Below are 15,123 nucleotides of genomic sequence, written 5' to 3' on the forward strand. Positions count from 1 at the left end.
TAGCTCGTTTTTACTGTATAATTTGCGACCCTTGATAATGTGGCCGTAGGTTATACAGCATGAATTTTAAATCTTTTAGTTTCGCTCCTGAAATCATCCAGGCGTTGGACGAACTTAACTATCACACCCTTACGCCCATTCAGCGCGCAGCAATTCCTGCTGTTCGTAAAGGTAAAGACGTTTTAGCCAGTGCACAAACTGGTACCGGCAAAACTGCCGCGTTTGCTTTACCTATCATCCAAAAATTGGTTGAGTCTGAACTCAGCACAACTAATGCACCTCATGCATTAGTACTTGCTCCAACGCGTGAACTTGCAGAACAAATTGCAAATAATTTTAGAGATTTTGCAAAGCATACATCACTTAAAGTCGTTAGCTTATTTGGTGGTGTTAGCACAGCCGGCCAAGCAAATGCTTTAAAAGAAGGTGTAGATATTGTTGTTGCAACGCCAGGTCGTTTATTTGATCATATTCGTTTAGGTAACTTAAGCCTTGCAAGTGTTAAGCACCTTGTTCTTGATGAAGCTGACCGTATGCTTGATATGGGCTTTATTGAAGATATGCAAAACGTTATTAAAAGCTGTGCAGAAGAGCGCCAGATTTTACTTTTCTCTGCTACATTCCCTGCAGCAATTAAACAATTTGCATCTAAAGTATTGAAACAAGCTGAAATAGTCCGTGTTGATCAAACTAACAGTACAGCAAGCACCGTTGAGCATGTTGTTTACCCAGTTGAAGAACGTCGTAAGCAAGAGCTACTTTCTGAATTGATTGGTAAGAAAAACTGGCAACAAGTGCTTGTCTTCGTAAACATGAAAGAAACAGCTGATGAGCTTGTTAAAGAGCTTAACCTCGATGGTATTCCGGCAGGCGTTTGCCACGGTGATAAATCTCAAGGTAACCGTCGTCGTGCTTTACGTGAATTTAAAGAAGGCAAGGTACGCGTATTAGTGGCTACAGAAGTCGCTGCTCGTGGTATTGATATTGATGGCTTACCTCGTGTAATTAATATTGATTTACCATGGCTTGCAGAAGATTACGTTCACCGTATTGGCCGTACAGGTCGTGCTGGTCGTCAAGGTCAAGCAATCTCATTTGTTAGCCGTGAAGAAGAAAACACTTTGTTTGAAATTGAAACGCTAATCGGCCAAAAAATCAAACGTGTATATTTAGAAGGTTATGAAGTAAGTAACCGTGAAGTACTCATTGATAAAATTGGTAAAAAACCAGCGCATTTACGCCGTACACGTTCTAACAAGTTATCAGGACAAGCAACCGGTGAAGCGAGAGCAGTAAATCGCTCACGTATTTCAAGCGTTCGTAAAAGCTTAAAAGGCGAAAAACTGTCACTTAAAAAGTCATAGTTAACGCCGTTTAGTTTAAAAAACCTGAGTTTACTCAGGTTTTTTTGTGCCTGGTGATAACACCTCATCAATAATATTTGCGTATACATAAGCCGCTTGCTCGTCCTCTTTATTTGCTATTATGGACAAACCAACCGGTAAACCACTTACTTTTCCGACCGGTAGGGTTATGTGCGTTGTGCCAGCAATAGCAGATAACGAACTACTACTGCCATTAAAATTATCACCATTAACTAAGTCTGTTTTCCAGGCCGGTGATACTGTAGGCGCTATAACAATATCAAGCTTGTTGTTTTTATATACATTAACAATGGCTGTCGTTGCTAAAGTGCGATAGCGTTCTTTAGTCTCCTGGTATTTTTGTTTGTTAGTTAAATCAATAGCCTGCGATTGAACTAGGATGTCTTGCTCAAAGTGGGGCATTTCTGTTTTTTTATTTTGAATATTAAAATTAATAAGTGCTTTTAGGCTTTTAACAGCCACTTGTGTTGGAGTGTTTGCGAGGTAATGATTAATTTCGGCTTTGAAGTCGTAAAGTAAAATATAGTATTCATCAGCAAATAGCGTATCTAAGTTATCAGTAATATCTACATTAATAACAGTGTGTCCAGCCTGTTGTAATGCTTGTAACTGCTTGGCATAAAGGCGCTGCGTTTCAACTGTAAATTTGTCGCTAGGCAGTGCACCAATAATAAGTGACGATTTTGATTTTATATTACCTGTTTTTAATTCAAACCCTGTAGTTGTTGCATCAAGGGAGTCCTCACCTTGCAAAACAGATAAAACCAGCAGCGAATCTTTAAGAGAATGCGCCATCGGCCCTACTGAATCTTGGCTACTTGAAAGAGGCACAACACCTGAGCGTGATACTTGGCCCATACTCGGTTTTATTGCATAAACTCCATTTACTGAAGCTGGGCACGTAATTGAACCGTCTGTTTCAGTCCCTAATGCTATGGGCGCAAAGTTAAGTGCTACCGCAACAGCAGAACCTGCGCTAGAACCACATGGGTTACGTGTTACATCGTGCGCATTATGTGTTTGTCCGCCTACGACACTCCAGCCTGAAGATGAATAGGATGAACGAAAATTTGCCCACTCACTTAAATTAGCTTTACCTAAAATTATAGCGCCCGCATTACGTAGTTGTTTAACAACAAAAGCATCATTATTAGTAACGTTATTTTTAAGTGCTAAAGAGCCAGCCGTTGTAGGAAGTGTGCCTTTAGTTTCTATATTATCTTTAAGAAGTACAGGTATTCCATGTAATGGCCCAGCCCAAGTTCCATTGACGGCAAGTTCATCTAACGTTTTAGCTTGAGCAATCGCTGTAGGCTCTAAACTAATAACCGCATTATAGTGTGGATTAAGTTTATTAATTCGGTCTATATAATTTTGGGTGAGTTGCTGTGCATTAATAGAATTATTTTTATATGCACTGTGAATTTCATCGATGGTTTTTAGTTCTTGTGCTTTAGCGTTAAAAATTGCCAATACACTAAGCAACGAAAAGGTAAATGTTTTGATCATTATTGAGGTGCTTAAGGTGTTATTATTTTCTATACATTTAGCACAAAAAAGCCTCACAAAGTGAGGCTTTTCGATAAACAGCTTAAAAAAGAGGTTTAAGCGTTTTCTAGCATAGACAGTGCGACCGCTTCAGCCGCTTTAATACCATCAATACCCGCTGATAAAATACCGCCAGCGTAGCCTGCGCCTTCACCTGCAGGGTAAAGCCCTTTGGTGTTAATACTTTGGAATGTTTTATCACGCTTAATACTAATAGGCGACGAAGTACGTGTTTCAACGCCGGTTAATAAACCGTCGTTAGTTGAAAAGCCACGAATTTGTTTATTAAACGCTGGTATCGCTTCGCGAAGAGCATCAATTGCAAATTGTGGTAGCACTTTACTCAAGTCGGTTAACTTAATACCGGGTGTGTAAGAGGGTTGTACTTCACCTAAGTTTTCTGATGATTTACCTTTCAAAAAGTCGCCAATTAACTGGGCTGGTGCATCGTAGTTGCTACCACCAAGCTCATACGCTTGCTCTTCAAGTTTACGTTGTAAGTCTATTCCGGCAAGTGGATTACCTGGGAAATCTTGCTCCGGTGATATGCCTACCACAATAGCGCTGTTAGCGTTGCGCTCACTGCGTGAATATTGGCTCATACCGTTGGTAACAACGCGGCCCTCTTCAGAGGTTGCAGCGACTACTGTGCCACCTGGGCACATACAAAAGCTGTAAACTGTGCGGCCATTGTCGCAATGATGAACAAGTTTATAATCGGCAGAGCCTAAAATTGGGTTTCCTGCATTTGTACCAAAACGACATTCATCGATCATTGATTGTTTATGTTCGATTCTAAAACCGACTGAGAATGGCTTTGCTTCAACATAAATCCCCTTTTTGTGGATCATATCAAACGTGTCGCGTGCGCTGTGACCAACGGCTAATACAACATGGCGAGTGTTTAGTTGCTCGCCATTTGAAAGCGTTAAACCTGTTACTTGCCCGTCGTCTAAATGAATATCGTCAACACGTGTGCTAAAGCGAATTTCGCCGCCTAGTTCTATTATACGAGCGCGCATTTTTTCAATCATGGTGACAAGTTTAAACGTACCAATGTGTGGCTTACTTACGTATAAAATTTCATCGGGTGCGCCAGCTTCTACAAATTCAGTAATGACTTTACGACCGTAATGTTTTGGATCCTTTACTTGGCTGTATAACTTACCGTCTGAGAATGTACCTGCGCCACCTTCACCAAATTGTACATTTGATTCGGTATTAAGTGTGCGTTTACGCCAAAAACCGAACGTGTCTTTTGTACGTTCACGTACCTCTTTACCGCGCTCTAATATAATGGGATTAAAGCCCATTTGAGCAAGTAATAAGCCTGCAAATAAACCACAAGGGCCAAAGCCAATCACGACAGGGCGCTCTGTTATATTTTCGCTGGCTTGGGCTACAAATTTATAGTTTGTGTCTGGCGCTACTTTTACATGTTGGTCTTTTTCAAATGCTGCGAGTAAATCAGCTTCGTTATCTACTTCTATATCGAGTGTATAAATAAGTAAAATTGCAGTTTTTTTACGTGCATCATAACCACGTTTAAACACATTAAAGCTGTGCAATTGTTCTGGTTGGATTTTTAGTTTATTTACAATTGCTTGGCCAATTGCATCTTCGTCATGATCAAGTGGCAACTTTATTTCGGTTAAACGTATCATTTATATCTCTTTTAGGTGTCATAGCGGGTTTTTAATTACCGCTCACAATAAGGGGATGTAGGGCACAGTTGGTGTGCAAACATAAGGCGCGTATTTTACGTTAAAATAGGGTGATATGGCACTTATTTATTGTATTTTTGGGGTGGATGGGTATGATCCGCAGCTGTTATTTAAAATCTTAGGTATTAAAATAGTATGGCGTTTGTAGTTACCGAAAATTGTATAAAATGTAAGTACACCGATTGCGTTTCAGTGTGCCCAGCAGATGCATTTTTTGAAGGCCCTAATTTTTTAGCTATTAGCCCAATTGATTGTATTGATTGTGGCTTATGTGTCCCTGAGTGTTCAGCTGATGCTATATACCAAGAAGATGAATTACCAGAATCTCAAAAAGAGTTTACTGAATTGAATGCTGAACTTGCACTGGTCTGGCCGCGCATTACAGAGGTTAAACCTGCACCAGAGGACGCTGATGTATGGAATGGCATAGACGATAAACTTAAACTACTCGAAACATAATACGTAACAATTAGTTACTCCTTTATCATTAAATAGTTAATTTTTTATTTCAAAGTATTAACAAATGTACCTGGATAAATTACAATCCCCAGCTTAAGTTACTCCCTATGAGTAATTACAGTCTAAATGGATGTTTATGCAGTACTTTATAACTATAATAAAAAAGTTTACCTTCCTATTTTTAAGTTTCGTTTTATTACTCTCAAGCCTTGATGTAGCGGCTAGTAAACAGCAAGTATCCTTATCTCGTATTGATTCAAATATCACTATTGATGGTGTTATGGATGAAGCGCACTGGCAAAATGCGACACGTATACCTCTACTCTACCAAGATGAGCCTAACGAAAAAGGCACACCTCCTGTAAAAACTGATGCCTTTATTTACGAAGATGGCACAAACTTATATGTTGCCTTCATTGCAGAGGATCCAAACCCTGAACAAATTCGTGCATCACTTCGTGACCGCGATACGCTATGGGAAGACGACGTAGTCATTCTTGTTATTGATACATTTAATGATGAACGCAGTGGTTATGAATTTCATGTGAATCCCCTTGGTGCACAAGGCGATATAAGAATGACCGATACTGATGGATGGAGCTCAGATACCTCATGGAATGCTATTTGGGATAGCGCGGGACAAATTAACGAGAAAGGTTACATTGTTGAAATGCGTATTCCTTTTAAGGCACTGCGCTTTCCTGAAAATAAAAAAGAGCTAACGTGGGGTTTTTCAGTCATGAGAAACTACCAACGTGATGTTTTATATCAGCTATCAAATATGGGATTTGATAGAAATATAAAATGTAGCCTTTGTCAGTTTGATAAGTTAGTGGGTTTTAGCGATATTGAATCGAGTAAAAATATTCAATTAACCCCTACATTGACAGCACTTCGTAATGATAATAAATCTGAATTACCGGGTAACTGGGATAATGGTGATATAGATACCGAAGTGGGCTTAGATTTGCGCTGGGGTTTAACCAAGGACGCTGTTTTAAATGCGACTATCAACCCAGATTTTTCGCAAGTAGAAACAGACTCTTTAGAGCTCGATGTAAATACAACCTTTTCTATTTATTATGCTGAAAAACGTCCTTTCTTTTTAGATGGAGCTTCTTACTTTAAAAGCAGCTTATTTGAGCTTTTATATACACGTACAATTGCAGAGCCTACTTTAGGTGCAAAATTAACGGGTAAAACGGGTGATCATAGTTATGCGTTAATGCTCGCTGATGACGACAATAGTAATATTTTACTGCCAACGAATCAGGGCTCTGGCTTTGCAAGCTTAAACGAAAAAACGAATGCGGCCGCAGGGCGTTATCAATATGACCTAGGTCAGCAGGGTACTATTGGCCTTTCAAGCACGCACAGAGAAAGTGATGACTATCACAACACTGTATTATCAGTGGATGGTAGCTACTGGTTTAATCAATCGGATACTCTTTTGTATCAAGTATCATCTGCTGATACACGTAACTCTGAATTTTTAATTCAAAATTATAACTTATCTGAAACTCAGTCAGATGAAGCATATGCCCTGGAACTTACCCGCGATAAACGTGATTACAAATTATTTGCATCTTATGAAAATATTGGGCAGGACTACCGCACCGATTTAGGTTATCAAGCTAAAGTTGATTATGAAAAAGTAGGCTTTGGTGGCGGACAAACATGGTACAGAGATGAATCTGATTTACTTACCTCATGGTCATACGAAGCTGACTGGGATAAAACGTGGGCGCAAAACGGCGACTTACTTGAAGAAGAATACGAAGGCTTTTTAAGCTTTAAAGGCCAAAAACAATCTATTTTTGAAATTGGTTTAGTGCACCGTTATGAAAACTTTAATGGCAATTTTTACAATCAAAATATTGGTTATATTTACACAGGGTTCAAACCGACTAAAGATTTAAAGCTCACCTTATATACCGAATATGCAAGCCGTATTGACTATACAAATGAACAGCTTGGTGATGTGTTTAACGCTCAAACACAAGTTATATGGGATATTAACGACCACTGGCAGCTCGATGTAAAACATAACTACAGTCAATTAGACAACCCGCAAGGGAAACGTGTGTTTACTGCTAACTTGGTCGACTTTAGACTTCATTATAAATTTAGCATGCGTTCAATTCTTAAATTAATTTTACAATTTGAAGACATTGATAGAGACGAAAACGCCTACTTTTACCAAGTTAGTCAAATCAATAAAGACTATGGCAGCCAGCTTGTTTACTCATATAAAATTAATGCGCAAACACTGTTTTATTTGGGTTACTCAGATAGAGGTTACCAAGACGATTCTCTTAAAAATATTGAGCGAGATCAGCGTACATTTTTTACAAAAGTTAGCTATGCATGGCAGCTTTAAATAAAAATAATAATTGTACCTGCGATAGTTGTTACATTCCTAGGTTGTGTAGCAAGGCATGATTTTGAAGAATAATTTTAGGAAATGGTGTATTGAAGCATCGGGAATGTCAGAAAGGATTAGCAAATACAGATACTAAAGGCTGTAATGGTGTGGCCTAGATTGACGCGGAAGAAAAAACAAAAGAGAGCTTATCGACGGTATGTATTAAATTTTAAACAATTAGAACCTTTTTGTTTATTTTTGTTAATGCCACCTATACTATATATCAAATATAGTTAGTTAATCCGTTATTGTTACAAATTTTTGTTATTCTAATGGCTTAGGATTATATCAATGCTTGCGTAGTACTAAATGCAAGCGATATAATCCGCTTTTGGTAATAGGTTTAATAGGAGAAGCAAAATAGATGGATTTTTTTTATGAGTAAACTTAAACCGTTCGGTTTTATTTTTCTAATTATAATTCTATTTTGTTTTTGCATAAACATAGAATTAACGAATCAGATTAATCGTATAAATTTATTTAGTACTAGTGTTGATATACGAAGTTTCGAAATAACGAATACCACTCTTGATATGGCTCCTTGGTATAATCCGATCTTAAATGGCCACTATATAATTGAGCAGCCCACTGCTGACTTTTTGCTTATTAAAACCACTGACACCCAGTTTGTAGCTGCTGATTCAAGTAAGTTAATTATAATGACACTTGCATCACCTATTAATTTTTTACTTTTATGTATCTTAATATTTGGTTCTGGCCTGTACTTACGTAGAGAACGTAGGAAGCGTCATTATAAAAATCAAATAGCGGAGCTTAATCTTCAAGCCAATAGCTTACTCACTGCATTTAATTTGCAAGTAAAACCGGCAGAGAATCCTTTGGGTGTAAGCAGCTTAAGCCAATCAATAAATAGTTTAAATACGCATGTGGCTAATTATGTAAAACAAACACAAACCAGTATATGCCAAGACAAACTGACGCTATTAATTGACCGCCATGCTTATATTGAACATATCGACAGACAAATTAATCATGCGAATCAGGAAGATCTCAAGTGTGCACTCCTGTTTATAGACCTTGATGGTTTTAAACAAGTAAACGATTCGTTTGGTCACAGTTTTGGTGATGAAATATTAGTTCAAGTTGCTAGCCGACTTGCGAATGTTTTACGCCACCATAAATTAAGTAACATAAATAGTGCTAACCAATTAGAGCAAAACTTATCAAGGTTAGGAGGAGACGAGTTCTCCATTTTTATAGAATTACTTGATGATAGCGACAGAGTTGTTGAAATTGCTAAGCACGTGCTAAGTGAGCTTGAAAAAGACTTTGTGCTTGGCAATAAAATAGTAAAAATTAGTGCCAGTATTGGTATTGCGGCTTACCCAGAAAGTGCATCAACGCCTCAAGCGCTTTTACAATTAGCCGATGTAGCTATGTATAGAGCTAAAAGTGATGGTAAGGGAATATTTAAAGTTTACTCGCCAGAAATGGGTAACAAAATGCGCCGTTACCATTATTTACTTGAAGAGCTGCGTTTAGCGGTCGCTTGTAAAGATTTTTACTTATCTTTTCAGCCAATTGTGCATGTTGAAGATTGTATGATTGATTATTTTGAAGCGCTTACCCGGTGGGACCACCCAGTTGAGGGTATGATCCCCCCTTCAGAATTTATTCCAATAGCAGAGGAGTCTAATTTAATATTAGAACTTGGCGATTGGATTATGCTTGAATCATGTAGGCAAATGGCTGCATGGCACAATGCAGGTATGCGTAAAGTAAAAATATCAGTAAATGTTTCGGGCATTCAATTAAAGCACCGTGACATTTATGATTGGGTAATGAAGAAGCTCAAAAAAACCGGTTTACCGGCTACGTCTTTAATGCTTGAAATTACCGAATCAACATTTATTAAAGCCAGTCCTAAAATAATTAAAGAGCTAAGTAGGCTAAGAGAAGAGGGTATCACTATTGCTATTGATGACTTTGGCACAGGTTTTAGCTCGTTGAGCACATTAGCGGATTTACCAATAGATGTTATTAAAATTGATCGCTCGTTTATAGCTCAAGCTAATAAAAGCCAAAAATATAATGATATATTAAATACAATTAGTGAGCTTGGACAAAAGCTTGGCCTTAAAATTGTAGCAGAAGGCGTTGAAGAAATAGGGCAGTTTGAACTTGTTAAAAAAATGGGTGTGAGTTCTGTTCAGGGTTATTTAGTAAGTCGACCTGAGTCATCAGCTAATGTAGGTAATAAAGTATTACGCAATAACACTAGTAACCTTTCAGCATCGGGTACAAGTGCTTGGGATATAGTTAGTTAGTTTACAAATAAAAATGCCACTCTAAATAGAGTGGCATTTTTTGTTTAATCAGTAATTATTGTATTAAAGATCAAATGTGCGAGAAACGGCAAGTACGATACGCTCATCAGCATAATCGTAATCTAAGCTTGTGTTTTCAGCGGCCACTTCAATACCAAACCCTTCATAACTAGTTTGATATGCTAAACGGTAATGATTGTATGATTTTTTCTCGTTTACGTCCCACGCCCATTTTTGTCCATCAAGCGAGTTTGAAATATCAAAGCTTGCACGTAGTGCATGATTTGGAGCCAGCTCATAGGTGTGTGCAATCATTGAGATTACATGGCCTCCACCTTGACCAAAATAATCCCAGCTGTACCAAAAGTTAAGCTCAGTTTGGCCGTATTCACTTGCATAACCAAACTTAGTGTAAGCTTCAGCGTAGTTACCATCGCTGTTATTACCTTGATAAGTGTAATAAGCAATACCGTAGTCAACGCTCAATTGCTCATTAAGCTGCACATACTTACCTACATAAGCATCAAGTTCAAAATCAGTGTCATCACCAAAATCAACATTTGAAGCCCATACGCCTGCGTATACACCGCTATCAAAAGCATAGTCTAAACTGCCTTGAATAGCAGGATCGCTATCAGTTTGGCTCACATCGTTAAATGTATAATCAGAGGCTGCTGTGATTGTTGTTGACCAATCAGCAGCTGCGGTTGTTGATAAAAGTGCAAATGGTAGTGCTACTACAAGTTGTTTTAGTTTGTTATTCATTGTTTATCCCTAGTGTACAGTGTCTATTTTTGTGTAATCAATTTTATTTTCTTTTGGTGAACTATCAATATTCGTTACTGTTTTAAATTTGTTATAGCCAATAAATGCGGCACAAACAAAGAACAAACCAATGACTAACGCGCCTACCCATTGAATTTGTAAAAATTCTAATTTAAACAATAACGTAAGTAGTGATAGAGCAACAACATTTCCGATCATGTATTTCATTTTGCCAAAACGCTTTACGGTAAAGTTTAGGTTATCTGTGTATAAGCGCACTAACGAATCAAGTGAGTTAATTACAAATACAATACCTACAAACACCATCGCAAAGTTTTTAATTCCCTGAGTCGAAATGCCTGCTTCGTGGTATTGGTATAGCACGCTAAACCAGATTGCAATTGGAATTGAAGGAAATATTAACATTGCACCAAGTACTTGGTATGTTTTAAGACCCCCGACAAAACGTGATGTAAATTGACCAATCATTATGCTCCACGCAAACCACCAAAATAAATAAAACTCATGATAGTCATTAAGTGGTAAAACAAATTCATTAAGATTAGCGAAATACGTTCCGATTGATCCTAGGTTATCTGTAAATGCTGACATCTCATTGTCGCCCATTGCAAAAGCGCCAACCCACATAAAGGCAATCAATGCTAAAAACAGCCACGTAGTAGAAATACTTAAAATACGAACATATTTAATATCTGTACTCGAGTACACAGCAAAACAAATAGCAGCGAATACGATTAGATAAAACTCAGGAGCTACACTTGAATCATCAGCCAATCCAGGTAAATACCAAGATAAATTGTTCAATAATAAATAAGCGGTGAATGCGCATGTACCAATAATTACAACATTATTGATAAATTTAACCCAAGGAATTTCGAAAAATTTCACTTTAGGTTCTATTACACAGAAATAAAAGCACGTAAGAAAGTAAAATCCCCAGATCAAAAATCCCCAGTAGCCAAACTCAATAGCCAGTGGATTTGCAAACGCGTATTCTGGGCTTGCTTTTATGTCTGCATAACCTGCAAACTCAGTTAAAGGAAACATTATAAGACCTACATCAAGGCCTGACGTAAATAGTATAGCGATAAAAGTAAACGTTTTTACCGGTGTTACACCTACTACGCGAACATTACCCCATTTAAGTAAGATAATAATAACCGCTAGTAAAGTAAAAATGATGCCAGCATTAAGCCAAATAGTCATTGTTACCCTCCAGTAATGAATAAAAATAATTCATAAGCACTCCGTATTTTATTGTTTTATTCTCGCATTAACACAACGTAACCTATTTACATCGTGTGCCACTGCAAGGCACGCATTGGTTTAGCCCGACGAGACCAAACCTAAGCATGTGGCTAAAGTTAGATCTCCGTACTACGTTGTGTTTCATGCCAGTTTGTTGTTATGGCAACATTCACATCCGATTTCTGTAATGGTTCTTTACCTAAAATTATGTCAGCTGCTTTTTCGGCAACCATAATAGTAGGCGCATTCAAGTTTCCGTTAGGAACTGTTGGGAATATAGATGAGTCAACAACACGTAGTCCTTCAATACCATGTACTTGCGTATTTGAGTTAACAACGGCCATATCATCCTCACCCATTTTGCATGAGCAAGAAGGGTGGTAGGCACTTTCTACGGCTTGGCGTACAAAGGCATCTATTTCTTCATCTGTTTGAATATGTTTACCAGGTTGAATTTCTTCATCGCGGTATTCATCAAAGGCACTTTGTTCGATTATGTCGCGTGTTAAGCGAACGCACGCTCTGAAGCCTTCAATATCGTCTTGGTGTTCAAGGTAATTAAATAAAATGGTTGGTGGTTGCTCAGGGTTCGCAGAAGCAATAGTGACACTACCGCGACTTTTTGGTTTGTTATGACCAACATGTACCTGAAAACCATGACCTGCAAATGCACTTCTACCATCGTAACGCATAGCCGCTGGTAAAAAGTGATATTGAATGTCTGGCCATTCAACACCTGGTTTTGAGCGAATGAACGCACACGATTCAAAATGATTCGTTGCACCTAAACCCGAACGCGTTAATAACCAGCGCGCGCCAATCAAACCTTTTGATACAATGCCTAGCTTGCCGTTAAGTGTGATAGGTTGCTTACACTTGTATTGAAAGTAAAACTCAAGATGATCTTGTAAGTTTTGACCAACACCTGGTAAATGATGCTGTACTTCAACGCCTGCTTTTTCAAGCACTTGAGTATCACCAATACCAGAGAGTTGTAAAATATGTGGAGAGCCAATTGGCCCTGCACTTAGTACAACGTCTTTTGCAGCATGTGCAGTTTTAACGTCGCCATTTACTTTGTATTCAATGCCAGTGGCTTTTTTGCCATCTAAAATCACGCGTTGTGCTAGTGCACCTGTAATAATTGTTAAATTACTACGTGATTTAACAGGGTCTAAATACTCACGAGAAGCAGAGCTGCGCACGCCGTCTTTTACGGTCATGTGCATTGGGCCAAAACCCTCTTGCTGCGACGCATTATAATCATCTGTAGAAGCGTAACCGGCTTGTACACCTGCTTTGATAAAGGTGCGGTAAAGCGGGTTTTTCATTTCGTTGCCGTTATTAACGCCAAGCGGGCCTTTGCCACCACGGTAAGTATTTTCACCAAGGTAAAAGCTTTCTGCTTTTTGAAAATACGGTAAACACGATTGGTAATCCCAACCGTTTGCACCGTGTTGCTGCCATTCGTCAAAATCTTTTGCGTGGCCACGTACATATACCATGCCATTAATAGATGACGAGCCGCCTAACACTTTGCCTCGAGGACAATGCATCTCACGGTTATCTAAATGAGGCTCAGGCTGCGTATGAAACTGCCATGCGTATTTGTCACTATTCATAGGAATAGATAACGCGGTTGGCATTTTTATAAAAATACTTTTATCGCTACCGCCAGTTTCAAGTAGTAACACGCGGTTACTTGAATCTTCAGATAAACGGTTTGCTAAAACACAACCCGCCGAACCCGCGCCAACAATAATATAGTCGTAATGATTACTCATAGTAGGGCGCCTTAAAATGGGCTTTCTATGTCGGCCATACCAACATAAATAGACTTAGTTTGCGTGTATTGATCAAGAGTTTGTATACCATTTTCACGGCCAATGCCCGATTGCTTATAACCGCCAACTGGCATTTCAGCAGGTGAGTTACCGTATGCATTAATCCAACAAATACCGGCTTGTAACTTATGAATAACGCGGTGCGCACGTTTAATATCGCTAGTAAATACGCCTGCGGCTAAGCCTAGGTGAGTCCCGTTAGCGCGTGCAATAACATCGTCTTCGTCGTCAAAAACAAGCACGCTCATTACAGGGCCAAATATTTCTTCTTTAACAATAGTCATGTCGTCATTACAATCAATAAACACAGTCGGTGCCACAAAATAGCCATTTGGTGCAGATTTAGGTGAAAGCGTTGTACCACCGGTTAATAGCGTTGCACCTTCTTCAATACCTTTATTAACGTAGCTCATTACTAGTTCTTGGTGCTTTTTAGAAATAAGTGCGCCAAAGTTAGTATTTAAATCTTGTGGGTCGCCAGCAATAATGTTTTTCTCAGTGCGCGCTTTAAGCTCATCAATAAACTGCTGATATACATTTTTATGAACGTAAATACGTGTACAGTTAGTACAAATTTCGCCTTGCGTATAAAAGTTACCTAACATAGCAGCACTAACCGCTTGCTCAATGTTGGCATCATCAAATACTAATAGTGGAGATTTACCACCAAGTTCCATCGTGACATCTTTTAAAGTACCGGCAGCACTTGCTACTACTTTTTTACCTGTGCCTACTTCACCCGTAAATGATACTTTATCAATATCGCTATGCTGCGTTAGCCACTGGCCTACATCGCCCGCGCCTTGAACAACATTAAATACACCTGCAGGTACGCCAGCTTCAACAAAGACTTCTGCGAGTTTAAGTGCGCCCAGTGGTGTTTCTTCTGATGGTTTAAATATAAATGCATTACCAGCTGCAAGGGCAGGGCCCGACTTCCAACATGCAATTTGTAGTGGGTAGTTCCATGCACCAATACCCGCACAAATACCTAATGGCTCTTTACGTGTGTAGTAAAAGTCATCACCAACCATTTGTTGTTGGCCTACTTGTGCTGGCGCAAGGCCTGCAAAGTATTCAATTACATCAGCGCCGGTTTCAATATCAACACAATTTGCTTCTTGCATTGGTTTACCGGTGTCGAGTACTTCTACAAGTGCTAGCTCATCGTTGCGCTCGCGTAAAATAGCCACTGCTTTTAATAAAATGCGGCTACGTTCAATGGGTGTCATTGCTGACCACTGAGCAAAACCTTGCTTTGCACTGGCAATGGCTGCGTTTTGAATAAATTCGTCGGCAATTTCTACTGCGTAAATAACCTCGCCCGTTGCTGGGTTTGTTACATCAAATGTTTTGCCGTTCTGGTTTGCAAGAAAATGGCCGTTAATAAAATTTTGATAGACAGGTGTAGTCACG

The 15,123-nt window shown here is 38.9% G+C and carries 10 protein-coding genes; 4 read left to right on the plus strand and 6 right to left on the minus strand.

The genetic code is table 11. From position 1 onward, the window contains the following. Positions 1–59: 59 nt before the first annotated feature. Positions 60–1,364: a DEAD/DEAH box helicase gene (locus L659_RS0120705; RefSeq protein ID WP_002958629.1), complete on the plus strand. Its 1,305-nt coding sequence runs from the start codon at positions 60–62 to the stop codon at positions 1,362–1,364. Positions 1,365–1,394: 30 nt separating this feature from the next. On the opposite strand, the gene L659_RS0120710 is transcribed toward L659_RS0120705, so the two are convergent. After that, positions 1,395–2,894, minus strand: a complete 1,500-nt coding sequence (locus L659_RS0120710; protein WP_024591755.1) for an amidase family protein — start codon at positions 2,892–2,894, stop codon at positions 1,395–1,397. Between the two features lie 95 nt (positions 2,895–2,989). Then, the gene (locus tag L659_RS0120715; protein WP_024591756.1) at positions 2,990–4,597 is read right to left on the minus strand and encodes an NAD(P)/FAD-dependent oxidoreductase; all 1,608 of its coding nucleotides are present in this window, start codon (positions 4,595–4,597) and stop codon (positions 2,990–2,992) included. 195 nt (positions 4,598–4,792) lie between these two features. Here L659_RS0120715 and fdxA point away from each other — a divergent pair, with 195 nt between their 5' ends. The 3 genes from fdxA to L659_RS0120730 all read left to right on the plus strand — a co-directional run bounded on the left by fdxA (position 4,793) and on the right by L659_RS0120730 (position 9,829). Continuing rightward, on the plus strand, positions 4,793–5,116 hold the full coding sequence (fdxA, locus tag L659_RS0120720) for a ferredoxin FdxA (RefSeq protein ID WP_002958626.1): 324 nt from the start codon (positions 4,793–4,795) through the stop codon (positions 5,114–5,116). Between the two features lie 136 nt (positions 5,117–5,252). Beyond that, entirely contained in the window at positions 5,253–7,496 is a 2,244-nt protein-coding gene (locus L659_RS0120725) for a carbohydrate binding family 9 domain-containing protein (RefSeq protein WP_024591757.1), read from the plus strand. A 578-nt stretch (positions 7,497–8,074) separates the two neighbouring features. Beyond that, complete coding sequence (locus L659_RS0120730; RefSeq protein WP_407072741.1) at positions 8,075–9,829, plus strand: putative bifunctional diguanylate cyclase/phosphodiesterase; 1,755 nt, start codon at positions 8,075–8,077, stop codon at positions 9,827–9,829. A 63-nt stretch (positions 9,830–9,892) separates the two neighbouring features. Here the strand turns inward: L659_RS0120730 and L659_RS0120735 are convergent, their stop codons facing one another. The 4 genes from L659_RS0120735 to betB form a co-directional block, all read right to left on the minus strand. After that, positions 9,893–10,594, minus strand: coding sequence for a TorF family putative porin (locus L659_RS0120735; RefSeq protein ID WP_024591759.1), 702 nt, complete (start codon positions 10,592–10,594; stop codon positions 9,893–9,895). A 9-nt stretch (positions 10,595–10,603) separates the two neighbouring features. Continuing rightward, positions 10,604–11,821 (minus strand): BCCT family transporter, encoded by a 1,218-nt coding sequence (locus L659_RS0120740; protein WP_024591760.1) that lies wholly within the window; start codon positions 11,819–11,821, stop codon positions 10,604–10,606. Between the two features lie 158 nt (positions 11,822–11,979). After that, positions 11,980–13,647: a choline dehydrogenase gene (gene betA, locus L659_RS0120745; protein ID WP_024591761.1), complete on the minus strand. Its 1,668-nt coding sequence runs from the start codon at positions 13,645–13,647 to the stop codon at positions 11,980–11,982. A gap of 11 nt (positions 13,648–13,658) precedes the next feature. Then, complete coding sequence (betB, locus tag L659_RS0120750; RefSeq protein ID WP_024591762.1) at positions 13,659–15,122, minus strand: betaine-aldehyde dehydrogenase; 1,464 nt, start codon at positions 15,120–15,122, stop codon at positions 13,659–13,661. Position 15,123 lies beyond the last annotated feature (1 nt).

The sequence above is a fragment of the Pseudoalteromonas sp. S8-8 genome (genome assembly GCF_000497875.1).
Lineage (GTDB): Bacteria > Pseudomonadota > Gammaproteobacteria > Enterobacterales > Alteromonadaceae > Pseudoalteromonas > Pseudoalteromonas arctica.